General features: G+C 50.9%; 24 protein-coding genes. 8 read left to right on the plus strand and 16 right to left on the minus strand.

Annotated elements, in window-relative coordinates:
• Positions 1 to 14: 14 nt before the first annotated feature.
• The 4 genes from D6024_RS03225 to D6024_RS26495 all read left to right on the plus strand — a co-directional run bounded on the left by D6024_RS03225 (position 15) and on the right by D6024_RS26495 (position 2,998).
• Positions 15 to 491 (plus strand): regulatory protein RecX, encoded by a 477-nt coding sequence (locus tag D6024_RS03225; RefSeq protein WP_121352895.1) that lies wholly within the window; start codon positions 15 to 17, stop codon positions 489 to 491.
• A 20-nt stretch (positions 492 to 511) separates the two neighbouring features.
• Entirely contained in the window at positions 512 to 703 is a 192-nt protein-coding gene (locus D6024_RS03230) for a hypothetical protein (protein WP_121352897.1), read from the plus strand.
• Between the two features lie 110 nt (positions 704 to 813).
• On the plus strand, positions 814 to 2,451 hold the full coding sequence (locus D6024_RS03235) for an ArnT family glycosyltransferase (protein WP_121352899.1): 1,638 nt from the start codon (positions 814 to 816) through the stop codon (positions 2,449 to 2,451).
• A 112-nt stretch (positions 2,452 to 2,563) separates the two neighbouring features.
• A complete protein-coding gene (locus D6024_RS26495; protein ID WP_162944430.1) occupies positions 2,564 to 2,998 on the plus strand; it encodes a hypothetical protein in 435 nt (144 codons plus the stop codon).
• Between the two features lie 170 nt (positions 2,999 to 3,168).
• On the opposite strand, the gene D6024_RS03250 is transcribed toward D6024_RS26495, so the two are convergent.
• Both D6024_RS03250 and tatC read right to left on the minus strand, forming a co-directional pair.
• A complete protein-coding gene (locus tag D6024_RS03250) occupies positions 3,169 to 4,101 on the minus strand; it encodes a M48 family metalloprotease (RefSeq protein WP_121352903.1) in 933 nt (310 codons plus the stop codon).
• Between the two features lie 268 nt (positions 4,102 to 4,369).
• A complete protein-coding gene (gene tatC / locus D6024_RS03255) occupies positions 4,370 to 5,173 on the minus strand; it encodes a twin-arginine translocase subunit TatC (protein WP_162944502.1) in 804 nt (267 codons plus the stop codon).
• Positions 5,174 to 5,327: 154 nt separating this feature from the next.
• Between tatC and D6024_RS03260 the strand changes: the two genes are divergently transcribed.
• Entirely contained in the window at positions 5,328 to 5,687 is a 360-nt protein-coding gene (locus tag D6024_RS03260) for a four helix bundle protein (protein ID WP_121352906.1), read from the plus strand.
• 48 nt (positions 5,688 to 5,735) lie between these two features.
• Here D6024_RS03260 and D6024_RS03265 read toward each other — a convergent pair whose 3' ends face one another.
• From D6024_RS03265 to D6024_RS03290, 6 genes are all read right to left on the minus strand, one after another.
• Positions 5,736 to 6,992 carry a hemolysin family protein gene (locus D6024_RS03265; RefSeq protein WP_205573214.1) on the minus strand — a complete coding sequence of 419 codons (1,257 nt, stop codon included), beginning with the start codon at positions 6,990 to 6,992 and terminating at the stop codon, positions 5,736 to 5,738.
• Between the two features lie 27 nt (positions 6,993 to 7,019).
• Positions 7,020 to 7,595, minus strand: coding sequence for a guanylate kinase (gmk, locus tag D6024_RS03270; RefSeq protein ID WP_121352908.1), 576 nt, complete (start codon positions 7,593 to 7,595; stop codon positions 7,020 to 7,022).
• A gap of 239 nt (positions 7,596 to 7,834) precedes the next feature.
• Entirely contained in the window at positions 7,835 to 8,410 is a 576-nt protein-coding gene (locus tag D6024_RS03275) for an OmpH family outer membrane protein (protein WP_121352910.1), read from the minus strand.
• An 80-nt stretch (positions 8,411 to 8,490) separates the two neighbouring features.
• Positions 8,491 to 9,003 (minus strand): OmpH family outer membrane protein, encoded by a 513-nt coding sequence (locus D6024_RS03280; RefSeq protein WP_121352912.1) that lies wholly within the window; start codon positions 9,001 to 9,003, stop codon positions 8,491 to 8,493.
• Between the two features lie 88 nt (positions 9,004 to 9,091).
• Entirely contained in the window at positions 9,092 to 11,818 is a 2,727-nt protein-coding gene (locus D6024_RS03285; protein WP_121352914.1) for a BamA/OMP85 family outer membrane protein, read from the minus strand.
• A 224-nt stretch (positions 11,819 to 12,042) separates the two neighbouring features.
• On the minus strand, positions 12,043 to 12,735 hold the full coding sequence (locus D6024_RS03290) for a DUF4290 domain-containing protein (RefSeq protein WP_121352916.1): 693 nt from the start codon (positions 12,733 to 12,735) through the stop codon (positions 12,043 to 12,045).
• 151 nt (positions 12,736 to 12,886) lie between these two features.
• Between D6024_RS03290 and D6024_RS03295 the strand changes: the two genes are divergently transcribed.
• Positions 12,887 to 14,647, plus strand: coding sequence for a DUF885 domain-containing protein (locus D6024_RS03295; RefSeq protein WP_121353480.1), 1,761 nt, complete (start codon positions 12,887 to 12,889; stop codon positions 14,645 to 14,647).
• A gap of 40 nt (positions 14,648 to 14,687) precedes the next feature.
• Here D6024_RS03295 and D6024_RS03300 read toward each other — a convergent pair whose 3' ends face one another.
• Together D6024_RS03300 and D6024_RS03305 are read right to left on the minus strand one after the other, a co-directional pair.
• A complete protein-coding gene (locus tag D6024_RS03300; protein WP_121352918.1) occupies positions 14,688 to 15,086 on the minus strand; it encodes a four helix bundle protein in 399 nt (132 codons plus the stop codon).
• A 59-nt stretch (positions 15,087 to 15,145) separates the two neighbouring features.
• Positions 15,146 to 15,742 (minus strand): DNA-3-methyladenine glycosylase family protein, encoded by a 597-nt coding sequence (locus tag D6024_RS03305; RefSeq protein ID WP_121352920.1) that lies wholly within the window; start codon positions 15,740 to 15,742, stop codon positions 15,146 to 15,148.
• 186 nt (positions 15,743 to 15,928) lie between these two features.
• On the opposite strand from D6024_RS03305, the gene mnmD reads away from it, so the two are divergent.
• Positions 15,929 to 16,591 (plus strand): tRNA (5-methylaminomethyl-2-thiouridine)(34)-methyltransferase MnmD, encoded by a 663-nt coding sequence (mnmD, locus tag D6024_RS03310; protein WP_121352922.1) that lies wholly within the window; start codon positions 15,929 to 15,931, stop codon positions 16,589 to 16,591.
• Positions 16,592 to 16,600: 9 nt separating this feature from the next.
• Here the strand turns inward: mnmD and D6024_RS03315 are convergent, their stop codons facing one another.
• The 6 genes from D6024_RS03315 to rlmD form a co-directional block, all read right to left on the minus strand.
• Positions 16,601 to 17,155 carry a hypothetical protein gene (locus D6024_RS03315; RefSeq protein WP_121352924.1) on the minus strand — a complete coding sequence of 185 codons (555 nt, stop codon included), beginning with the start codon at positions 17,153 to 17,155 and terminating at the stop codon, positions 16,601 to 16,603.
• A 38-nt stretch (positions 17,156 to 17,193) separates the two neighbouring features.
• Positions 17,194 to 18,687, minus strand: coding sequence for a cysteine--tRNA ligase (cysS, locus tag D6024_RS03320; RefSeq protein ID WP_121352926.1), 1,494 nt, complete (start codon positions 18,685 to 18,687; stop codon positions 17,194 to 17,196).
• Between the two features lie 158 nt (positions 18,688 to 18,845).
• A complete protein-coding gene (locus D6024_RS03325) occupies positions 18,846 to 19,967 on the minus strand; it encodes an endonuclease/exonuclease/phosphatase family protein (RefSeq protein ID WP_162944503.1) in 1,122 nt (373 codons plus the stop codon).
• 165 nt (positions 19,968 to 20,132) lie between these two features.
• The gene (locus tag D6024_RS03330) at positions 20,133 to 21,068 is read right to left on the minus strand and encodes a rhomboid family intramembrane serine protease (protein ID WP_121352929.1); all 936 of its coding nucleotides are present in this window, start codon (positions 21,066 to 21,068) and stop codon (positions 20,133 to 20,135) included.
• A gap of 32 nt (positions 21,069 to 21,100) precedes the next feature.
• Positions 21,101 to 21,805 carry a rhomboid family intramembrane serine protease gene (locus D6024_RS03335; protein ID WP_121352931.1) on the minus strand — a complete coding sequence of 235 codons (705 nt, stop codon included), beginning with the start codon at positions 21,803 to 21,805 and terminating at the stop codon, positions 21,101 to 21,103.
• On the minus strand, positions 21,806 to 23,335 hold the full coding sequence (gene rlmD / locus D6024_RS03340; RefSeq protein WP_240409945.1) for a 23S rRNA (uracil(1939)-C(5))-methyltransferase RlmD: 1,530 nt from the start codon (positions 23,333 to 23,335) through the stop codon (positions 21,806 to 21,808).
• 202 nt (positions 23,336 to 23,537) lie between these two features.
• Here rlmD and D6024_RS03345 point away from each other — a divergent pair, with 202 nt between their 5' ends.
• Positions 23,538 to 24,206: a sterol desaturase family protein gene (locus D6024_RS03345; RefSeq protein ID WP_121352933.1), complete on the plus strand. Its 669-nt coding sequence runs from the start codon at positions 23,538 to 23,540 to the stop codon at positions 24,204 to 24,206.
• Positions 24,207 to 24,277: the final 71 nt, after the last annotated feature.

Here is a 24,277-nt window from a genome sequence, read left to right on the forward strand (position 1 = left end):
GTAAACTTTTAGCGTTGCAGAAAAAGCACTTAACAAAAGAACAGGCCATTCAAAAGCTGCGGCAATACTGCGCTTACCAGGAACGCAGCCACAGCGAAGTCAAACAAAAGCTGTGGGATCTAGGTGTGTGGCGCTCCGATCACGACGAGATCATCGCTTCTTTGATCGAAGACGACTACCTGAACGAAGAACGGTTTGCCAAAGCCTTTGTCGGCGGCAAATTCCGCATGAAAGACTGGGGCCGGAAGAAGATTTATTATGGACTAAAGGAGAAAGGTATCGGCGACTACATCATCAAACGGGCCATGAAGGAAATCGACGAAGAGGCGTACCAGCAATCACTCCGCGACCTGGCCGAAAAAAAATACGAAAGCCTGAAAGGCGAGCAATACCTCGTACGGAAGAAAAAAACAATGGACTATCTTTTGCAGAAAGGATACGAACCGGAGCTGGTCTCGGGTGTGGTCAACAGTTTTGGCCAAAAAGAATAGGTGAAACGAAATCCTGTAACGTGAAGTATTTACTGGCAGCCTGCTTTTCTTTTCCTGTGCTTTTCCTGTTTGCACAGACCGACAGTGTCCGCAAAATCGAACCCGACAAAGAAAGTAGTTTTGATAATTATGAGCTGCTGGTCATTGCCATCGTTGGCTTTCTGCTCCTGATGGGTCTTCGGTTTTGGTTTAAACGAACCCGGAAGCACTGAGTACCTAGTTCGGTCATTCGTTTGCCGTGCTCCACAAAAACAAAACAGCGCATTGGCCTGGTTCATATTTGCCGGGCTTTCCGCACCTTTGACGCCATAAATTCATTTGTGTGCGCAGACTTCCCGCCGAACTGATAATTGTCGTTGGTGCCCTTCTTCTTTTTGTGCCTTTTCTTGGCACAACCCACCTTTTCGATTGGGACGAAATCAATTTTGCCGAGGCCAGCCGCGAGATGCTGGTCACAAAGAACTACGCCATTCCGCAGATCGGTTTTGAGCCGTTCTGGGAAAAACCGCCGCTGTTTTTTTGGTTGCAGGTCATCTGCATGAAGATCTTCGGTGTGAATGACTTCGCAGCCCGCCTCCCCAATGCCGCCTGCGGCATCCTTACCTTAGTCCTTCTTTATCGCCTGGGAAAAAAACTCGTAAACGAACAGTTTGGACGGATATGGGCGCTGATTTATGCCGGTTCGTTGTTACCGCAGCTTTATTTCAAATCGGGCATTATCGATCCCTGGTTCAACCTCTTTATTTTTTTAGCCGTATACCAGTTGGCCGCCTACACCGACAACCGTACCGACAGGCCGCTGAAACGCATTCTGCTGGCCGGGCTGTTTACCGGTCTTGCCGTGATGACAAAAGGTCCCGTTGCTCTTTTGATCACGGGTCTTTGTTATGGCGTGTTTGCTATCAGCACCAGGTTTCGGAAATTTATGAAGCCGCTGCACATCCTGCTTTTTTTGCTGGTTGCGGCACTGGCAGGCGGCATCTGGTTTATCGCCTTGCTTGCAAACGGACAGCAACACATCATCACGGAGTTCATCGTTTACCAGATCCGCCTTTTCCGCACCGAAGACGCCGGGCATGGCGGGCCTTTTTTCTATCATTTCATCATCCTTCTGCTGGGTTGTTTTCCCGCCGCGGCGCTGAGCATTTTATCCATGCGCATCCGCAAGCGACCCGATGAAACGCCACGGCATTTCCGGCTGTGGATGTCCCTCCTTTTTTGGGTGACATTGCTGCTATTTTCTATTGTAAAGACCAAGATCGTCCACTATTCATCGCTTTGCTATTTCCCCCTGACCTACCTGGCCGCCATCAGCTTTTACCATTTGTACCGGCGCAAATGGGACCTGCCTTCCTGGAACAAATGGCTGCAGGCCGGAACCGGTCTTTTGCTTTCGTTACTGATCCTCGGAGTTACCTTTATCGACCAACTCAAGCCATTTCTTTTGCAACCCGGGCGGATCAAAGATCCGTTTGCCCGTGCCAACCTTGCGGCCCAGGTCTCGTGGACCGGTTGGGAAAAGCTTCCCGGCGTGCTGTTGCTGGGCGGTGTGCTGTTTTTTGTGCTGCGTGCCAACAGGAATATCCGCAGTGCGCTGACGGGTTTGTTCCTTGCTTCCCTTCTTGCCATTAATCTTACCATTGTGCTGATCACGCCCAAAGTGGAGCCGTATTCGCAGGGTGCCGCTATTGAATTTTACCAAAGCAAAAAAGGCGAGGCTGCCATTGTGGAACCCTTGCGGTTCAAAAGCTATGCGCACCTGTTTTACACGCAGCGTCCGCCGCAATTTACCCGGTCACTGGCCGATAGCATACGGCAGTTCAACACCCATCCCGAAATTCCTGTGTATTACGTAGGCAAAATTCAAAACAGGGAGGAGAATGAACGGGAGATGCCCTACCTGCAGAAGCTGTACGAAAAGAACGGTTTTGTTTTTTACAGGCGGATAAGTACGCCCTGATTGTCCGCCGTCTGTCAGCACTTTTTCACCGCTGGTCTCGCCTAAAAAAATAAAACCGGCTTTTTTGTATGGAAGTTCTTTTTTCCTGCGTCTAAAGCAGTAAAACCAATTTATGAAGAAAGCATTCCTTGTGGCTGGTGCCCTGTTGACCCTGGCTATTGCAGCGCATGCACAGAGCAAAAAACAACCGCCGCCACCCCCTGCCCCTCCCGTGGAAATGACAAATGATGTTCCGCCCCCGCCGCCTCCGCCGCCTCCGCCGCCAGCGCCGCCTGTTAAAGACGAGGAAAAAACAACGCATCCCAAAGATTACCAGGATTTCCTGGACCGTAACCCTTCAGTGAAGTCAGTGGGATGGAATTTCAGGAACGAGGTCATCGTTTATTTAAAATCGGGCAAGGAAGAGCGGTACAAACTGGATGAAGAAGGCCGTAAAGAAGCCGAAGCAAAATATGGCAAGCTCCCGGTGCCGCCACCCCCGCCGCCCATTCCGCCCAAACCTCCCGTAGCGCCCAAACCACCGGTACCGCCCCGGCCAGAAGACTAAGAGGCATCGCACAAATTCGGTTGTGAGTCGTGCGCTGTGAAGCGTAAGGTGGAAACGCTTTACGTGCGACCGGCTACAACCATTTTCGAACGCCAGCGCTCATGAACGAGTTTTTCATGTAAAACGTCCCGCATTCAGGCGGGACGTTTTATTTTTCGTTGTCTGGTGAATTAGCCAACATGGTTTTTTAACACACCCACCGGCCTGCCGCTGCGGGTGACGATGTTGCCCTTGGCGTCCACCAGCAATTGCGTGTTTTGGGCATCGTAGATCAGGTAGGGAAACCGGTTGCTGTTGAGCCGCGCCAGTTTTCCGAATACATGCACACCGCCATTGTTTATTTTAACGAGGTTGTACGTGTCGGTCACGTAATAGATAGTGGACGGATCGGCATGAAAATACACGTCGCCCAAAATGCTTTGCGTACGGGTTGCCGCCCGGGAGTCATTGCGAACAACCGCATCCGGTGAAACAGGCGCCGTTTGCGTTTCGGTGATCACCGGTTTTTTGCGAATGGTCTGGCGACCGGCCAACTGGTCGTCGGCATGATTCCAGCCGTATTCGATCGCTGCCAGGCGGTCGTATTGCGCCGGGTGTGTGTAGGTGGCTCTTGTTGTTGCCAGTGTTTTCATGGCGGCCTGCGCCTGCGCCAGCGATGCGCCCATCTTGCGCAGCACATAACCCGAGAATTCATCGGCTTCCAGCTCCTTTGCCGGCTGGCTGCCGGTAGCCGTCACCGTATGGCCGTCGAGGTGGTGGCCAATCTCGTGTGCCAGCACGCTGATGGCGGCCCACTCGGTACCGGTGGTTTTAATCAGGTTGTTGACGAAAGTGGGATTGTACAACACATAGCGCTTGCCGCCATAGACCACCGCAGCAGCGTTTTCGATATTGGCGGGTTGAATTTCAAAGTTGGCATTGAGGCCAACGGCATCGAGTATACGTTCGGCGATCTGCCGTCCCTGCGCTGCCGTGGTGAAGCTGTTTTCCGGCACCGTCCAACTGGTGATGGCCTGGTGCTCACCAATCCGGCCGTTGCTCTGTGCCATCGCGGCAATCGACAAAAAAGAGGCAAAAATTGCGAATAAACGTTTGTTTTTCATCGTAAGATTTCTCCTGTTTTTCAATCTTACGAGGATCAATATCTGCGCCGGATGATGTTAAGAAATTCCCCTGCAGAAGGCATTAACAGAGGCTTAAATTAATTTAGGTTAATGAAGGAATTGAACCTCGAATAGTGGAACGGGGAATAATGGTTTTAGACCTGTTTCAGGTTCATCATTTCCTTCGACATGCAGGAATGCCGCTATTCAAAAAAAGAAGAACAGAGGACATCCCTTCGACATTCGAGGTTCCTTGTTCATCTGTTCTTTAGCTCCACTCCTTTTCTTCTTCCGCTTGTTCCTTTTCCACCCGCTTCGCCAGGAGGATGCTGACGCCGTAGAGGATCAGCAGGGGAATGGCAACCGTCATCTGGCTCACCACGTCAGGACCGGGGGTGATAATGGCGGCAATGATCAAAATAAGGACCACGGCGTACTTCCACATTTTGCGCAGGTAGGTGGCCGACACCAGTCCAATCTTTGCCAGCACCAGCATCACTAGGGGCAACTGGAACGCCAGGCCCGTACCGAGGATCAGCGGGATCATCGTATCGAAATAGCTCGAAAGCTGCCAGCGGTTTTCGATGTTCTCGTCCAACTGGAAATTGCCAAAAAAGTTCAGCGTGTAGGGTGCAATGACAAAGTAGCCAAAGAACACCCCGAGGAAGAAAAGAAAGGACACCCAAAAAATAACCCCGCGGGTACTTTTCAGTTCCTTCTTGGTGAGGGCCGGACGGATAAACCGCCAGAACTCGTAGAAGATATACGGAAAGGCAATGATGATGCCGCCGATCAGTAAAATCGAGATAAAGGTGCTGAACTGCCCGGCTACCGACGTGCTTTGCATTTTAATGCCGATGCCCTGCATGCAAAGCGCTTTTTCGAGGTGAAGGGCCCTGCCGATACGGCAAAAAAAGCCATAGGTCGGAAAGTCGGGCCGCGTGGGTCCCAGCAAGACATGTTTGATGAAAAAGCTCTGGTAGATTGCAATGATCACCGCACCGATAACAATTGCGACCACGCTGCGGAACAGGTGTCCCCGTAATACTTCCAAATGGTCGATGAACGACATTTCTGCCCGCTCCCCATTTGAATTGCCTCGTTTGAAAAATGATAACGCCATTTTGGAAAAAGTCGGTCAAAGATAGGAGGAATAGCGAGTAGTGAGTAGTAAGTAGTGAATAGCCCTTAGAATTCAGTTTTTCTTTTCTATTTTAAAAAGAAAAATGTTGGAGTTAAGCCATAAAAAGCTAATTGCCTGGCAAAAGTCTATTGCCTTAATGCCGCTTATTTATCAAATCTGCCAAAAGCTGCCGAAAGAGGAAACATACAACCTTATTGGACAAATGAAGAGGGCCGGACTTTCCGTTTCAAATAATCTTGCCGAAGGCGCTTCCCGAAAATCAAAAGCTGAAAAGAACCGCTTTTATGAGGTATCCCGTTCGTCAGTTGTTGAAATTGATAACTGCTTGGTAAATTGCTTGGTGCTGAAATTCATTATGCCTGATGACTTGAAAGAGATCAACCTTGCTTTACTGGAAGAATTTAAATTGCTCACTGGTCTTATCGACTCTAACAACAAATGAGTAAAGGCAGCATTAAATGGCTACTCGCTACTTACCACTCACCACTGGCTACTTCAGCACTTTCATCTTTACCATTTCGATGCGGGTATCGCTGACGCTGAGAATGTCGAATTCGAAATCATCGATGATGATGCGCTCTTTCTGCCGGGGAATGGTCTCGTGGTGCGAGATGATAAAACCGGAAAGCGTTTCGGATTCGTTTTCCGGAAAATCGAGGTCGTATTTTTCGCAGATGTAATCCAGCTCCAGGCGGCCGGAAAAAATGTACTCGTTTTCGGACAGGCGCTTCTCTACAAACTCTTCGCTGTCGTATTCATCCTGGATCTCGCCAAAGATCTCTTCCAGCACATCTTCCATGGTGACGATGCCGGCCGTGCCGCCAAATTCATCTACCACCCAGGCAATGCTCTTGCGCTCCTTGGTGAATTTGCCGATCAGGTCCGTAGCGCTCATGCTCTCGGGCACGGCCGGTATCGGCAGCAGGATGCTTTGCAGGACCGGCGGATTTTTGAACAGGTCCAACTGGTGCACGTAGCCCACGATGTTGTCGATCGTTTTTTCGTACACCACCAGCTTACTCAGCTTGGTGTCCATGAACTTTTTCCGGGCTTCATCCACCGAGCTGCTGATGTCCACACCGATGACTTCTTTGCGGGGCACCAGGCACTGACGGATTTTGACCCTGGGCAGTTCCAGCGCATTTTCAAACAGCTCGGTATTCATTTCTTCCGCTTCAAAATCGACTGCCTCGTTTTGCTGGAACAGTGTTTCCAGCGTGCCGGCCGGCAGGTTATCCTTTGCCTCTTTGATGCGGATGTTGAAAATGTATTCCAGCGTCCAGTTGGCCAGGGCCAGAAAAAGGCGGGCAACAGGCAGCAGGATTTGGTAGATGATGTTAATGAACCACACGATGCGTGTGAGGATAAAGTTGCTGTGTGCACGGAACAGGGCCCGCGGCACAAACTCGCCCAGCACCATTACCACAAAGGTCGATAGTACGATGTTGAGGATGGTACGCAGCCATTCTTTTTCCAGGTGCAAAAAATCCCAGACCGGGTGGGTCACGGTTTCAAAAAGAAGTGCAAACCATACAAGGGAAAGGGTAAAGCCAATGAGCATCGTGCTCAGAAACAGCTCGGGATTTTCGAAGTACCGCGACAGCAGCAAGGCATCGGGGCTGCCCTGTTTTTTACGCAGTTCGATGCTGAAGCGGTTCACGCTGTAAAACGCCATTTCCACACCGGCAAAAAAACCCATCAGCAACAGGGTTACGATAAACCACACAACAATGTTTACGGCGATCATTAGATTAAAGATAGCATTTGGCGTCTATTACAGGAAATTCAGGATCGCTTCTTCCGCCTCTGCGCAGGCACGCTGCAGATCGTCGTTCACGATGATGCGATCGAAGGAATTTTTGAACGAAATTTCGTAGGCGGCTTTGTTGACGCGGGTATTGAGGGATTCTTCGGTTTCGGTGCCGCGACTCATCAGCCGGCGCTTTAGTTCATCGACGCTCGGCGGCTCAATAAACAACGAAAGTGTTGTATCGGGATATTGCTGCTGCACGTGAATGGCACCTTTAACGTCGATGTCGAGCACCGGCGCCTTGCCTTCGGTCCAGATACGCTGCAATTCTGATTTGAGGGTGCCGTAATATTTTCCTTTGTACACCATCTCCCACTCCACGAATTCTTCGTGTTGAATCTTGTCGGTAAACTCTTCTTCGCTCATAAAATAATAATCCGTGCCGTTTGTTTCGGCGCCTCTCGGCTGCCGTGTGGCGGCCGATACCGAAAAAGCGAGTTTGTCGGAATACTTGTTCAGCAGGTAGCGGGTAATGCTGGTTTTGCCGGCACCGGAGGGAGCCGTGATGATGATGATCTTCTGCTGGTTATTGATGGTCATGCGTCGCTTGCGTAAAGGAGCGAAGGTAGAGGAAAAGAACAGACGATCAGAGGAACAAGAAACGGAAGAAGGATTTCCCTTGTTCACCCCATTCTTTGAATAGCAGCCTTTCTGTGAACGGAAGAAAAGGCTGAAGAAAAGCTTTTGTTCTGTTCATCGGTTCCTTGTTCCTCTGTTCAAAAAGAAAGTCCCGCTCTGGAAAGAGCGGGACGATATTTATTCACTTTAAAAAGACGTGGTTATTGGCGGGGTCTGGCACCGGTTCCCGCAGTTGGACGTACACCGCCAGGCTGGCCTGCACCGGCCGGCAGTTTGATGTTCAGCTTTTTGGCAACCAGCGGCAACAGGTTGTCGCTCGGCGGCGCTACCAGCAGCACTTCCTGGTTGTAGACAAATGCATAGCCGTTTTCTTTGGCAACATCGTTAATGGCACGCATCACTTTCTGGTACACGGGTGCCAGCAATTCCTGCTGCTTCGACTGCATAACATTCTGAGAGATCTGCTGCCAGTTCTGCACCTGGTAAGCGATCTGCTCCAGGTCCTGACGGTGCTGTCTTTTTACAGCGGCAGGGATCTTGGTGGTATCTGTTTTTGTCAGAAGGCTGTCTTTATAATTGTATTCCTGAATTAAGGAAGCAAATTCTGTGTTCAACGAGTCGGCCTGGAATTTTTGCAGGGCCGTATCAATCCGTCCGACTTCCGGCATCAGGGATACGACCTGCTCCACGCTGATGTAGCCAGACTTCTGCGCCTGCACACTGCCCACACCTGCCACAAACAGGGCAGCAAAGAGAAATAACTTGATCTTGTTCATTGAGGTTTTTTTTGTGATGTTATTTTTATGATAGTGGTTTTACGTTCAACGTTGCTTCGCAACGGGCTTTTTGCATTTCTTTATTTCACGCCCAGTTCGCGAAGTACATCATCGCTTTTTTCCAGTTTCGGGTCGGCAAATATAACGGTAATGCCTTCACTTTTATCCAGGATGAAATCATACCCGCGCTGAACGGCTAATTTTTGCACAGCGTTATAAACTTTGTCCTGCACCGGCTTGATCAGTTCCTGCCGTTTTTTGAATAATTCGCCTTCAAAACCAAAGCGGCTTTTTTGCAGGTCGCGAAGGGTTTTCTCCTTTACAAACAACTGGTCTTCGCGTTTCTTTTTCAGGTCGTCGCTCAGCATCACCTGCTCGGCCTCGAAGTCCTTGTACATTTTGTCAAGTTCTGCCTGCATGCGGTCGATGTCTTTTTGCCAAACGGCGGCAATGTCATCCAGTTGCTTTTGCGCCGTCTTGTATTCCGGCATTTTGTCCAGGATGTACTTGGTGTCGATAACGGCATATTTCTGCGCCTGGAGAGAAGCGGCAAGCGTCAGGCTGATAGCGGCAAGCAAAAAGAATTTTTTCATATTGGCTTGATTGAATGTGTTTCTATTTTCAGGAGGACACGCCGTGGCGTGTCCCTGCGAATATCTGAATATCCCAATATCATTTTCTTTATTCCGGCTCAACACCCAGCATGAAGGTAAAGCGGGACGCATTCTTCAACCCGTTTCCACCCTGGATGCGATCCAGCCCCACACCATAGTCAAATCCCAGCAAACCAAACATCGGCAGGAAGAAGCGCATGCCCACACCCACGCTGCGACGCAGCTTGAACGGGTTGTAGTCCTTGAAATTATACCATCCGTTGGCTGCATCGAAGAAGGTCAGCGCATAGATGGTACTCGCCGGGTTGGTTACCAGCGGGAAGCGCAATTCCATGGAGTATTTGTTGAAAATGGTAAAGTACTTGTTGGTGCTGGTTTGATCCGGGTTGTTCACCGTAGGATCGGACACGTCGAATACCGGGTAACCACGCAGGGCAATGATATCGTAACCAAGAACACCGCTGTAATTGGTCATCCCGTCGCCGCCCAACTGGAAGCGCTCAAACGGCGAGATCTCGATCTTTTTGTTGTAGCGGCCAATGAAACCGTATTTGGCAGCCAGCTTCATCACAAACTGGCGGCTTTTTTCGGCACCCATCGGCTTGCCGATCGGCACAAACCATTCGGAGGTAAAGCGCCATTTGTGGTATTCCGGCGTTTTATACGGGTTGGCGGAACTTTCCAGGCTTTTGTTGAACAGCGAATAGGGCGGCGTCAACTGCACGGTGGCCGAAAAATTGGAACCGCTGCGCGGGAAGGTCGGGTCGAAAACCGACGAACGCTGCAAGCCCAAACGCAGGCTCACGTTGTTGGAGTTACCGTTGCTCAGGCCCTGGAAGATCGGGTAGTTGCGCAGGCTGTACTTGGTGAAGTTCAGCGAATACACGAGGCTGAAATAGTCATCGGGCCATTTCAACTGTTTGCCCAGCGAAACATACACGGAGGTCGTTGACAGATAATTCGTGTCGGATTTTGCTTTGTCGAACATGCCCGTGATATAATCGTAAGCATTCGAGAACTTGCTGCTGCTGGCACCCAGCGTCAACGAATTCCTCTTTTTGCCACCCAGCCACGGCTCGGTGAACGAGAAGTTGTAGGAGCGGTAGGCACGGCCGTTCGACTGGTAGCGGATGCTCAGTTTTTGTCCGTCGCCCATCGGCAGCGGATCCCATGCTTCCTTCTTGAAAATATTTTTGATGGAGAAGTTGTTGAAGGTCACACCCAGCGTACCGGTAAAGCCGATACCGCCACCAAAACCGGCCGAGAGTTCCAACTGGTCGGACGATTTTTCCTCCAGCTCCCAGGTAATGTCCACCGTACCGTCGTCCTGGTTGGGCACCACGTTCGGGTTGATCTTTTCCTGGTTGAAATAGTTCAACTGCGCCAGTTCGCGCTGCGAACGAATAAGCAATGTACGGTTGAACAAGTCACCCGGCACGGTGCGCAGTTCGCGGCGGATCACGTGGTCCTTTGTTTTTTCGTTGCCGGTAATGATCACATTTTTAATGCGGGCCTGCGGGCCTTCGGTCACACGGATCTCGTAATCGATCGTGTCGTTGTACACGGCTGTCTCTACGGGGTCCACACGGAAGAAGAGATAGCCTTCGTCCATGTACAAGCCGCTGATGTCGCCGCCTTCGGGACTCAGTTGTTTGCCGAGGCGTTTGTTCAGCAGGTCAATGTTATAGATATCGCCTTTCTTGATGTTCAGGATGGCCGAGAGCACCGAGTCTGGGTACTTGGTGTTTCCTTTCCAGGCGATGTTGCCAAAATAATATTTGTTGCCTTCCTTCACCTTGATGTGCACCTGCATGCGGTTTTTCTCGGCGTTGAAGGTGAGGGTATCGTCGATGATCTGCGCATCGCGGAAGCCAAGCGAGTTGTAATAGGCCAGTACTTTTTCCTTGTCTTCGTCGTACTTGCTCTGACTGAATTTCGCCGCGCTGAACGGGCGGATGCGGACATAGGGATCTAAAAATTCCTTGGTTTTGGTGGGCTGCAAAAAACCGTAGTTTTTAATATAATCACTGAACGCCGGTTTGACCACCGGGCCGTAGGGATGCGGAATAGAGTCGGGGGAAAAATCGAAACGGCTCTTCTCTTTTGTGTTTGACAATTTCCGTTTCAGTGCTGTTGCCGACACGGCTTCGTTGCCATAAAAGACAACGTCGCTGATGCGCACCTTGTCGCCTTTGTCGATATAAAAAGTCAGAGTGCGGGAGTTGGCCAAAGAATTATCCACTTTCTCGTCGATGCGGACAGTTGTATTCAGGTATCCTTTTTCGGCAAAAAACTTCCGGATCACTTCAACGGCATTCCGCTTGGTGTTTTCGGTAATGATGGTGGATTTTGCCAGGCCGATCTTGCCGGTCAGGTCGTCGATCTGTCCCTTGGTGGCACCCACGATTTTAAAGTTGGCCAGGCGGGGGCGCTCCTGCACGTTGATCTCCACGTCCACATTGCTGCCTTCGATCCGCGTGATAAAAACCTGCACGTTGGCAAACAGGCGCTGCTTCCACAAATTGCTGATGGCTTTTGAAAACGCTTCGCCGCCGGGCAGCATGACTTTATCGCCGGCCTGCAGCCCGGAAATGGATTGCACGATGCCGGAATCGAGTGTGTTGATGCCGGTGACGGTGATGGTGCGAACGGTATATTCCCGGGGAACTTTGGAGGAGTTGATGTTTAAAAGATCAGGGTCGACGGACGTAACTTTTGATGTATCCTGTGCAAACAAAACAGAGCCAAGCAGCACCAAAGCAAGAGCAAAAAATCCGGACAAATATCGTTGCATGTTGTAGTATTCTATCAGAAAAATCGATTGGCTAAAGCAGTTCGAACGGGCAAATTAGGGTGAAAAATCAAATGGGATTGTTAAATAGTCCGAACTGGGATTTGCTTGATTTTAGGGATTTTGACGGAAATAAAGAAGTCGTTCCTTGTAGAACGACTCTTAGATTATGACGACTGATTTCATTTCTTCTTCATCCGGATAATTCACTCAAATCAAGGTTCAGACTACTTAAACCTTTTTTTCCCACCATGACGGTTGCGGTCGTTGCGCTGGCTGCCGCCACCGCTGCCGTTGCTGCCGCCGCGCTGCTGGAACTTACCACGCTGCTGCTGGCGTCCGTAACCGCTGCCACGTTCGCCCCAGCCTTCCTGCTGCGGACGGTAGGCTTTGACATACGGCGTGTTGGTAAATTCCAACTGCCCCTTGGTGATGGAATTCAATTCGCTTTGAATGGCATCGTCGTGCACGGTGTCTTTGTGCCAGTTGTTGTAGGCGAGCTTCATATAATAGGCAATCGCATTGGCGAAGCCCTGGCGCTTATCGGGGTTTTCTTCTTTCAGTGCTTTGTCGATCACCAGCTCGAGGTTCTTACCCAGGTGCGAAAACCGGGGATAGCGCTTCGGGTAAGGCAGGGGATCGGGCTTGGCCTTGTAGGTTTCTTTTTGGGGAATGGGATAGGGCGAATCCACATCCAGCTTAAAGTCGGAGATATAAAAAAGATGGTCCCACAGCTTGTGCCGGAAGTCTTCCACGTTTTTCAGGTGCGGGTTCAAAAAACCCATCAGCTCAATGACGGCCATGGCATTGGCCTGGCGGCGGTCGCGGTCTTCAATGGTCAGAAGATGCTCCACCATTTTTTGTATATGACGACCATACTCCCGCATGGTCAGGTAATTCCTTGTTGTATTGTATTCCATCAAAGCAAATGTAGGGAAGTGGCGGCTTTTCAACCGCAAAATTCAAAAGTTAAAAAAGGGCTCCCGGCCCGCAGTTGCAGCGTTTATCGTTCCGAAATGCCGGCACGAACAGGTTCTTTCTGTTATTTTTACCGCCCTTATTTGTACTTGTATGAAATACGGCGCACTCGTTTTGCTCTTCGTTGTTTTGATCGCCTGCAATACCGTTCCGGGAAAGGAAACACCGCAGGCAGATACCTCTTCTGACCTTGCGGCTTTCTTCGACCGCTACTGGAAGGAACGCCTGCCGCTCTTCCCGCTGGAGGCCACGGCTACCGGCGACACCACTTACAACGACCGGCTGGCGATTGCGTTTACCGATTCGTTCCGGGACACACTGCGCCGTTTTTACACCACCTATCTGACGGGCATCCGGCAATTCAGGCGGGACGACCTGAACGAAAATGACCGCATCAGCTACGACATTTTCAAACGCGAAATGGAGATGCAGCTCGAAGGCCTGACATTTCACGACAACGAAATTCCCTTTAACCAGTTTTGGGGCCTTCCGCTGGATTTGGGCCAGTTGGGTTCGGGTACCGGCAACCAACCGTTCAAAACGGAAAAAGATTACCAGGCCTGGATGCAGCGAGCCGGCCGCTTTTCGGCCTGGGCCGACAGTGCAATTGTTTACTTCCGCAAAGGCGTGGCGTCGGGCAGGGTGCTGCCCAGGGCATTGGTGATAAAAATGATCCCGCAGATGCAGGCGCTGGCAAAAAACGATCCGTCGAATGTGTTTTATGGTCCCCTGAAGAACATGCCTTCGCTGGCAAATGCCGACAGCCTTAAAAAGCAGTTGACAGTGCTGGTGCAAACCGCGGTGCTGCCCGCTTACCAGCGCCTGGGTCATTTCCTGCAGACAGACTATTTGCCAAAGGCAAGAACCACCACCGGCATCAATGCGATTCCGCAGGGCAGTGAACTGTACGCCTACCTTGTGCGCCAGTGGACCACCACCAGCAAAACACCGGACGAAATTTACAACACGGGCCTGGCCGAAGTAAAGCGTATCCGCGCCGAGATGGAACGGATCAAGGACAGTGTCGGCTTTAAAGGTGACCTGCCGGCTTTCTTTGCCTACATGAAAAATGACCAGCGCTTTATGCCCTACAAAACCCCGGAGGATGTGCTGAATGCATTTCGGTCGATTCACCAGCGCATGGAGCCCAACCTGAAAAAGATGTTTGGCCGCACACCGAAAACGCCGTTCGAGATCCGCCAGACGGAAGCCTTCCGCGCCGCATCGGCCAGTGCCGAGTACCAGCAAGGCACACCCGACGGAAAGCGTCCCGGCATTTTCTACGTACCCATCCTGGATGCCACGAAGTTCAATACGACGTCCGGAATGGAAAGCCTTTTCCTGCACGAGGCCATCCCGGGTCATCACTACCAAACTTCGTTGCAGCAAGAGAATGAAAGCCTACCGAAATTTCGCCGCTTTGCCTGGTACGGCGCCATGGGTGAAGGCTGGGCGCTCTATTGCGAGTCGCTGGGGAAAGAGCTGGGTCTTTACACCGATCCCTATCAATACATGGGTGCACTGGGCGATGAAATCCATCGTGCCATTCGCCTGGTGGTGGATGTGGGCATGCACACCAAAGGCATGACCCGCGAAGAAGCCATCAACTACATGACCGACAATGAAGCCATCAACACCGAAGGCGCCACAGCCGAAATTGAGCGCTACATGGCCATCCCGGGACAGGCGCTTTCGTACAAGGTGGGGGCACTAAAAATCCGAGAACTGCGAAACAAATACCAGCAACAGTCGGGCAACAAATTCAGTCTTTCGGCTTTCCACGACGAGATCCTGAAAGATGGCGTGATGCCGCTCGACGTTTTGGAAAGGAAGATGGATGCGTGGGCGAAATGAGTTTGGAGTCTGGGGTTTGGAGTTTGGGGTTGTTCAGGGGCTAGTTTCTTTCTTTGAACTTTTGTCCTCTGATGTTTGAAAAGTTGAGGTAGTTAATAAAGGCACCGATCTTTTTGACAAGCAAATCGGCATCGGCATAGAGTTCGCTGAAAAGGGCTGCTGAGAAATAGTGTATGTCCAGTCCTCTGTGCAACTGCGATTTCAACTCTTCTGCTTCTCCCTTTGCAGTGGTTAAGGAATGCACGAATTCATGCTTGCTTCCGCGACTGAAGCCTTCGGCGATGTTGTCCATGATAGCGCCACTGGTGCCTCTTATCTGATCTTTATAGCGAAAGTCTTTAGCAATTGGCTCTTCAAACGTCAGCGGATAAATTTTCCGGCAAAGCTGCCTTGCTAACTGCCAAATCTCCAACTCTTCAAATTGATGAACGGTTGCCATATACAAAGTTTGACTAAACTAAGATAACAACCCCAAACTCCAAACCCCAGACTCCCAACTCAACTGTCTTTCCATTGCCACAGGTGCAAACAGGCATAGGTGCGGTAGGGCGACCATTTGGCGGAGATTTTTTGCATGGCTGCTTTCAATTCTTTTTTGTTGCTGTCATCCAGCTTGTAGATCTTTTTCATGGCCACCTGGATGCCGTAATCGTCCACGGCAAACACATCTTCCCGGCCCAGCGTAAACATCAGCAGCATTTCCACCGTCCACTGGCCCACCCCCTTGATCTGCGTGAGCAGGTCGATGATCTCCTCGTTGCTCATCTTCTTCAGCTTTTTATCGTTCAGGCCATGGTCGATGCAGAATTGCGCAACGTTCAACACGTATTGTGCCTTGGCGTTGCTCAGGCCAATCCCTCGCAACGTTTCCAACGGCGTGGCAACGATCTGTTCCGGCGTGGGCTCCTCGCCGCCGTAGAGTTCCAGGAAGCGGTGAAAGATCACTTTGGCAACCTTGGTTGAAAGCTGCTGGCTCATGATGGAAGCGCAAAGGCGGAGCGGAATGTTTTTGTGTGCGGATAGTGTTAGGGCATCCTGGTCGGCAAGCACTTTTCGCAGGCGGCTATCTTTGGAGAGGTGATCGATATACGACATGGCGCGAAGGTAGGTACGCGAAACGTCAAACGTGAAATGTGAGACGTGAAAGGGTGCAGTTCACAAGCTCACGATTAGGAGGCTGCAAAAACCCGGCGCAACGTGTCGCAGGAGAAACAGCGGTGTAACGTAGCTCCCGGTTCATGTTTGACGTTTGCCGTTTCATGTTTGACATAGTTTTACGCTATGAAAGAACGGGTGGTGACCAGGGACGGCTCGCATACGATTGCCATTCGCGAAAAAGAGGTGATGTACCATTCCATTCATGGTGCGATCCGGGAGTCGGTGCATGTGTTTATCCAGTCCGGTCTGGCGCCGGTAGCGGCAAGGCTGGAAAAGCCGGCGCTTGCTGTTTTTGAAATGGGTTTCGGCACCGGCCTGAATGCATTCCTGACGGCAATTTTTGCCCTCGAAAAAAAGATAGCCGTTGCGTATACAACAGTGGAACCGGACCCGCTTTCTGCAGAAGAAACCAGCGCTTTGAATTATGCAACGAAACTCGGACATGCCGAACTGTTTCGGCAGTTGCACACCAGTCCGTGGAATGAAACGATCAAACTGCACGACGGCTTCACCTTGCATAAAGTGCAAACAACGCTTTCGGACTTCTCTCCATCACAAACCTATGACCTCATTTACTACGACGCTTTTGCTCCGTCCGCACAACCGGAACTTTGGACAAAAGAAGCATTCGAAAAAATGTTCTCCCTGCTCTCTCCTGGCGGCGTGCTGGTGACGTACTGTGCCAAAGGGGTTGTGAAACGAGCGATGAAGGCTGCAGGTTTCCGGGTAAAAAAATTGCCCGGACCGCCGGGCAAAAGAGAAATGGTATGGGCAGAAAAAGCGTGATGCCTGTTTTCACTTTTCATACGCATTCGCATCCAACGCCGCCAACTCTTTTTGAATTTGTGCTTCCCATTGTTTTTGCGCTGTTCCATCCGTGCCAAACCTTGTTTCCCCGTCGTAGGCTACCCGCCTTTTTGCAAATTCCGACATGTATTGACTGTTCAACGCTTTGGCGATGTCCGTTCCTTTTAAAAATTGTTTCCTGTTCTCTCTGAGCGCCCTGCGAAATTGCCGGGTGTAAATTTCACAAAGATCAAACAGCGTTTGCTGGTACCGGAGTGTTTGCAAAAGATTCGATGTTGTATCAATCCAGGAAGCATTTCTCAGAAAATAATTGTGCACCTTTTGGTTGAAGTTCCTGGTAAAAAAGCTGAAGCCGCCGACTTCGTAGTCAACAGTAAATTGGCCGAACGAGGAGGTCGTTTCCGATTGCTTTGTTTTCATAGCAAAATCGTCTACACGCAAACGCCGTGTGGCATTCCAAAGAAGGTAGTCGTTGGCCGTTTGTGCAAACGAGGTTGCCGCACCTGCCAGCAGCAAAAAAACAAACAAGCTTTTCCTGGTCATTTTCCGGATGTTTAAATTGAATACGGTTCGATTTGCCCTTACTGCATGTTCCAGCTGATATTCCCGTCCTTGTCATCCTTCAACTGGATCCCGATTTCGGCCAGCTGGTTGCGGATCTTGTCCGAGGTCGCCCAGTCTTTTTTGGTACGGGCTTCCTTGCGCAGGTCGATCAGCACTTTCATCACGCCTTTCAGTTTATCTTCTTCCGCAGCGCTTTCGGCCTGCAGGCCCAGGATGTCTTCCACATAGGTTTTCATTTGGGTTTGCAAAAGCAGCAGCGTTTGGCCCGAAAGCGCATCGGCTTTGATTTGTTTATCCTTGATGGAATTGATGACCGGTACCAGTTCAAACATGTTGGCCAGCACTTTGGCCGTGTTGAAATCATCGTTGATAAAATCGTCAAACTCGCTGACCAGCTTCACCACTTTCTCGTCCAGTTCCGTGTCGGTACCGGCCGACTGGTGATCAAAGGTTGTCTGCTTCAGCCATTCGTAGGCTTCCATCAGCCGCTTCAATCCTTTTTCCGATGCAACGAGGGCTTCGTTGCTGAAATCGACCGTGCTGCGGTAATGCGTTTGCAGAATGAAAAAGCGAATCGTCATCGGCGAAAAAGCTTTCTCCAACATCGGATGATCGCCGCTGAACATTTCCGTTAGCTTGATCACGTTGTTGTAGCTCTTGCCCATCTTCTTGCCGTTAATGGTGATCATGTTGTTGTGCATCCAGTAGCGAACCGGCGCGATGTGGTTGCAGATGGTGCTTTGCGCAATCTCGCTTTCGTGGTGCGGGAACTGCAGGTCCATGCCACCGCCATGAATATCGAACTGTGCACCCAGGTATTTTGTGGCCATCGCCGAGCACTCGATGTGCCACCCGGGGAATCCTTCGCCCCAGGGGCTTTTCCACCGCATGATGTGTTCCGGCGGCGCTTCTTTCCAAAGGGCAAAATCGGCTTTGTCTTTTTTCTCTTCCTGTCCTTCCAGTGCCCGTGTGGTTTCGAGAAGGTCGTCGATAATACGACCACTCAGCTTGCCGTAATCGTGGTTCTCGGCGTATTTCTTCACATCGAAATACACGCTGCCGCCGGCCACGTACGCATAGCCGGCATCGATCAGTTTTTCGATCATGCCGATCTGCTCCACGATATGGCCCGTTGCCGTTGGCTCAATGCTGGGCGGCAGGTTGTTGAATTTCTCCATGGCCCAGTGATAGAGGTTGGTGTACTTCTGCACCAGCTCCATGGGCTCCAGTCGTTCGATCTGTGCTTTTTTGGAAATTTTATCCTCTGCTTCGCGGCCTTCCTCTTCAAAATGCCCGGCGTCGGTGATGTTACGCACATAGCGAACTTTATAACCAAGGTGCATCAGGTAGCGATACACCACATCGAACGTAATGTAAGGACGAGCATGACCCAAGTGACTTTCTCCGCTGACCGTCGGACCACACACATACATGCCCACGTGCCCCGGTACCAGCGGCTCGAACTCTTCTTTTTCCCTTGAATAAGAATTATAGATTTTCAACTTGCTCATGCGGCAAAAGTAAGAAACGTCAAACGTGAAACGTCAAACGTGAGACAGGAGCAGCATACAGGTTTGCCAAATGCGTGAAAGAAAGCCTGTGCAGGCACTTGCCAATATGCTTACAACAGTAAAAAGCTTCTGCGGTTTCTGGTCTCACGTTTGACGTTTCACCTCTTCAGCTCCACATCCGCAACCAGCATGTAGTGGTCGGAAAGGCTTTTGACAATGCGGTTAAACTGGTGGATCTTGAAATCCGGGGTGGTAAAAATATAATCGATCCGCAGCGTGGGAGAGATGGCGTCGAAGGTGCGGCCAACGCCAAACCCATGCTCGAGGAAAACGTCTTTGAACCTGTCGTCCTTCACCGTCGCATAAGCATACGAGTTGGGCACGTCGTTAAAGTCGCCGGTGAGAATGGTGGGATAGGGATCGTTCGACACGACCTCCCTGATGATCTCGGCCTGCTCCTTCCGTTTTATCACCGCATTGCGAATTTTCCCGAAAATGCCGCGGGACTTTTGGAGCTCGACTTTTTGTTTGTCCTTGATGTCTTCGATGGTTTCGTAGTCCTGTTTTTGAAAGCGCAGCGAGGCAAGGTGCGTGGTGTAAACGCGGATGGTATCGCCGTGAAACGCGATGTCTGCATGCAACAGGCTCTCTGGGTATTTGTCGCCGGGCAAATTGATCTTACCGCTGTCCACAATCGGGTACCGCGAAAAAATGGCGTTGCCAAACCACGACTCGGCGCCATCATCCCGCCAGGCGAAATAAAAATACGGGTAACCGATCTCCTTTATCAGGTGGCTGATGTTGTTGTAATAGACCGTATCGGTGGACGTAAAAAATTCCTGCATGCACAACACATCGGCATTCTGCTCTTTGATCTGGTCCATCATTTTCAGCCTTGTCTGACTTCCCTTGTTGTTGTTGCGCTTCCACTCGACAAACCGGGCCACGTTCCAGTGTGCCACCCGCAACACCGATTTGTCTTTCTGGTAATTGAATTTTTCCGCCACGTGAAAACCAAAGAACACGGAAATGCTCTTGTAGCCGACAAGCAGGGGCACCAGCGCCAGCAAAATATACCGTGGACGCACCACCAGCCAGAACAGGATAAATGCAATAAGGGTCACCACCAGTAAGCCAAAGCCAAGGCCCAGGAGAGAAACAAACCACCACTTGGTCGGGTCGAGACGGGAGGCGAGACAGGCAAGCAGGAAAGCCGCCGACACCAGGATGTTCAGGATTAAAAAAACAATTTTCGTTATTCGACGGTAGGTGGCGGCCATGGCCTTGCAAGATATAAAAAGTCGATTGTGAATGTTCAATGGTCAATGAAGAAACCGAAATACTTCACGATCCTTTTGCGTAACGTTGAAATGCCTGTTGTAAGTACAAAAAAAGCTGTCATTTCTGACAGCTTGCTTCTTCGTATAATTCGTTTGTATTTCTTCTTACAACATGTCTTCCTGGCTGGCCCGCTTCAGCATTTCCTTTTCGTCTTCGGTCAGGGAGTGATAGCCCTTTTGCGAAATTTTATCGAGGATTTCGTCGATGCGCTGCTGGGTAATGACATTGGCTTTGCGATAAGGCGGCACTTTGCTGTTGTAGTACAGCGTGGTTTTAGGCGATGTGCCTTTCCGTGGCTTGTCGGGATTAAACAGGTTGTTCACCCAATCGAAAAAGTTGTTGATCCAGGCGCCCCAGTCGTGTCCGCGTTGCAGGGCCAGGATGAAGGCATAGCCCATGCCGGCGCCTGCCAGGTGCGCTATGTGGCCGCCGGGGTTGCCGTTGGTGATGGAAGCCAGATCGATAACGAGGTAGATAATGGTGATGACCCACAACGGAATCCCGCCATTGAGCATTTGAAAAATGCGGTAGTTGGGAGCGAGGGCCGTGGTACCGATGGCGATGGCCATTACGCCGGCCGAGGCACCGAAGGCCTGTGCATTGGCCAGATCTACTTTGAGAGGGCCGATCAGGTTAAAGGCCAGCATATACGCAGCGGCACCACCCATGGCACCGTAGAAGTAGAGCGGAAAAAGTTTGCTGTTGCCGGCCAGGTCCTGGAGAATATAACCAAAGGCCCAAAGCCAGATCATGTTGCCGAGAATGTGCCAGATACTGGTGGTGTCGTGCACAAACATGTGGGTCAGCAAGGTCCACGGGCGGGTAATGAACACATTCAGATCAGCAGGCAACGTAAACCATCGGAAAATCTGTTCATGGAACAGGCTCACTCCCTGGTCGCCAAAACTGAAATAATAAACGACTTTGATAAAGGCCAAGATAGCGAAGACACTCAGGTTGATGGCGAGCAGCAAGGTCAGCGAGTTGCCATCCTGACCGATGGAGAATCTTGATCGGTTGCGTTGCTGATAGTAGCTCATAACATTTTCAATTCTGCAATTAATCTGCCACACTAATAAAACCGGCGGCGATCGGTTTTGTTCCAAAAGAGCACTAAAAGAAAGCCTGCTAAAGCCCCGCCCAGGTGAGCAAAATGCGCAACATTATCACCGGCGGAGTTACGGATTCCAAGCCAAAGTTCGAGTCCTGCGTAGATTAAAACAAACCATTTTGCCTTGAGTGGAAGCAGGAAATAAACATAGATCATCGTGTTAGGAAAAAGATAGCCAAAAGCGGCCAAACAACCAAAAATTGCCCCCGAGGCGCCCACGGTTTCCACGTTGATCTTGAACTCCGGCGACCGAACGATTTCGGCCTGCTGGTCGGCCGGCAGCGAGCGGAAAAGTTCCCATACGGGCTGTAGCTCGAAATACAGTACGGCCAGGTGCAGCAAGGCGGCCCCCAAACCGGCAACGAGGTAAAAAATCAAAAACCGTTTGGAGCCGAAGCGGTTCTCCAGCGTTTGGCCAAACATCCACAGGGCAAACATGTTGAAAAAGATGTGGCCCATGCTGCCGTGCATGAACAGGTGCGTCAGCAACTGGTGCGGCTTGAAATACACCGACCGCACGTCGTGCAGCGCAAACAGGTTTTCGAGGTGTACGGTTTCACTGTTCTGAAAAGTCACCTGTGCCAGGAACACCAGCACGTTAATGATCAAAAGATTCTTCACCACGGGTGGAAAAGCATCCGGTCTGTAGTATCGGAACTCACTCATTTATCGCATTTTTAGCTGAACAACGTTTTCAATATGATGGGTGTGCGGGAACATATCGACAGGCTGCACCCGCGTAACCTGGTATTTCTCGTCAAGCAGGGCAAGGTCTCGTGCCTGCGTGGCCGGGTTACAACTGACATACACCACCGTCGGCGCTTCCATCTCCAGGATTTTTTCGACGAGCTTCGGGTGCATGCCGGCCCGCGGCGGGTCGGTAATGATCACGTCGGGGCGGCCGTGCGCTGCAAAAAATGCGTCGTCACAAACCCTGATCACATCGCCGGCATAAAATTCCGCATGACCGATGTTGTTGAGGGCTGCATTCTCTTTCGCATCTTCCACGGCCGCCTCAATGGCTTCCACGCCAATGATCTTTTTGGCACCGCGGCTGCAGAAAATGCCAATGCTGCCCGTGCCGCAGTACAGGTCGTACAAAACCTGTGAACCATCCAGTTCGGCAAAATCGCGGGTGACCTGGTACAGCTTTTCGCCCTGTTTGGTGTTGGTCTGAAAAAAGGATTTAGGCCCGATCTTAAAGCGGAAGTCTTCCAACTGCTCTACCACGTAGCCTTTTCCTTTGTAGGTAATGGGCTCCAGGTCAAAAATGCTGTCGTTCATTTTGAGGTTGACCGTGTAAAGCAGGGTGGTGATTCCGGGAAAGCCGGTGTCGATAAACTGCATGATCTCTTCCCGGCTTTTTTTGTCGTCTTCGCCAAACACCACGTTCACCATTACCTCACCGGTAGTGCAAATGCGGAACTGGAGAAGGCGCAGCAAACCCCGGTGCCCGCGGAAATCATAAAAGCTGTAGCCTTTTTCAAGCGCAAAGCCGCGCAGGGCATTGCGCAGGGCATTGGTTGGCTCCGGTTGCAGCCAGCATTTTTCAATGCTGACGATCTTATCAAAAAAGCCACGGGCATGAAAACCAAGAACACCTGGCCCTCCCGTCTCCCCAAAGGGGGATTGGCCAGGCTGCAATGCCTCGCTATGCGACGGACCGGTGTGACTATTTGCCTCTTGCGTAAGCGGGGGCTGTGTGTTGGCTGTTCCCCCTCCAGCGGAGGGGGTTAGGGGGAGGCCGGACCGTGGCGGGGGGGCCGGCGTGTATTCCTTTGTGCTGAAGGTGTACTCCAGTTTATTGCGGTAAAACTTGTCTTCTTCGGCGCCGATGATCGGCTGAAAGGGCGGCAGGGCCACCTTCCCGATACGGGTCAGGTTGTCGTACACCTGCTGATGCTTGTACTGCAACTGCTTGTCGTACGGCAGCATTTGCCACTGGCAGCCGCCGCACACGCCAAAGTGCTGGCAAAAAGGTGTGGTTCGCTCGTTGGCATATGCATGAAACCGGATCGCATGGCCTTCGGCCCAGTCTTTCTTGTTTTTGCCCAGCCGCACATCCACGACGTCGCCCGGTACCACGCCTTCGATAAAAATCACTTTTCCGTCGCGCCGTGCCAGGGACTTGCCTTCTGCCGCATAATTTTCGACCAAAACCTGTTCTAAAACAATCGTCTTCTTCTTGTTTCTCACCGTGTAAAAATACGGCTGAATAAAAGCGCAGGCGGTTGAAAAATGAAGCGGCCGCGGTTTTAACACGAGGTTTGTGTTTGGCCGCCGGCACCGCTTGTCGTTCAACGGTTTCCTGTTATCGTCAGAATAACGGCATTTAACACCGCTTTGCCGCTCTTACCACCGCAAGCCTTAAATTTGCAGCCACAAATTCACCATCACTATGAAGTTTGAGAAAATCCATAATAAAGGCCAGGCGCAGCTTTTTGAGAATCCTGTGTTGGAATTTTTCACCAAAGGCCATCCCCTCGTGATCTGGGGCATGTACCTGCCGTTTATTATCGGTCTTCCCATTTATGCCGGTGCGAAGCTGGGTTTTAGCGGCAGCAAAATCGCTCTCTGGTTTATCGGTGCCATGCTGTTCTGGACGTTTTTTGAATACCTGGCGCACCGTTATGCCTTCCATCTTTCGCCCAAAAGTGAGGGGGCCAAGAAATTCGTGTACATCATGCACGGCAACCACCACCACTATCCCCGCGACCGCCAGCGCCTGTTTATGCCGCCGCTGCCCAGCCTGATTTTGGCTTCGGCGCTTTTTGGCATTCAATACGTAATCCTGAAAGAGAACGCCTTTGTTTTCTTTCCCGGTTTTATTCTCGGCTACCTGGCCTATGCCTCCATGCACTACGCCATCCATGCCTGGAACCCGCCGTTCAAATGGATGAAGCCTCTTTGGAGAAACCACCACCTCCACCACTACAAGGATGAAGAAAAAGGCTTTGGTGTAAGTTCCACGCTGTGGGACTACATTTTCGGCACCATGTTCGACCTGAAAAGAGAAAAAGAGGACAAGGAAAAAGTAAAAGCCCTGATGTTCGAAAAATCAAAATAATCAACGCTGCACGCTGTTAGCTGCAAGCCGCAAGCAAATTTGCTTCCCACTTGAAGCTAATAGCCTGTAGC

The sequence above is a fragment of the Flavisolibacter nicotianae genome (genome assembly GCF_003628535.1).
Taxonomy (GTDB): domain Bacteria; phylum Bacteroidota; class Bacteroidia; order Chitinophagales; family Chitinophagaceae; genus Flavisolibacter; species Flavisolibacter nicotianae.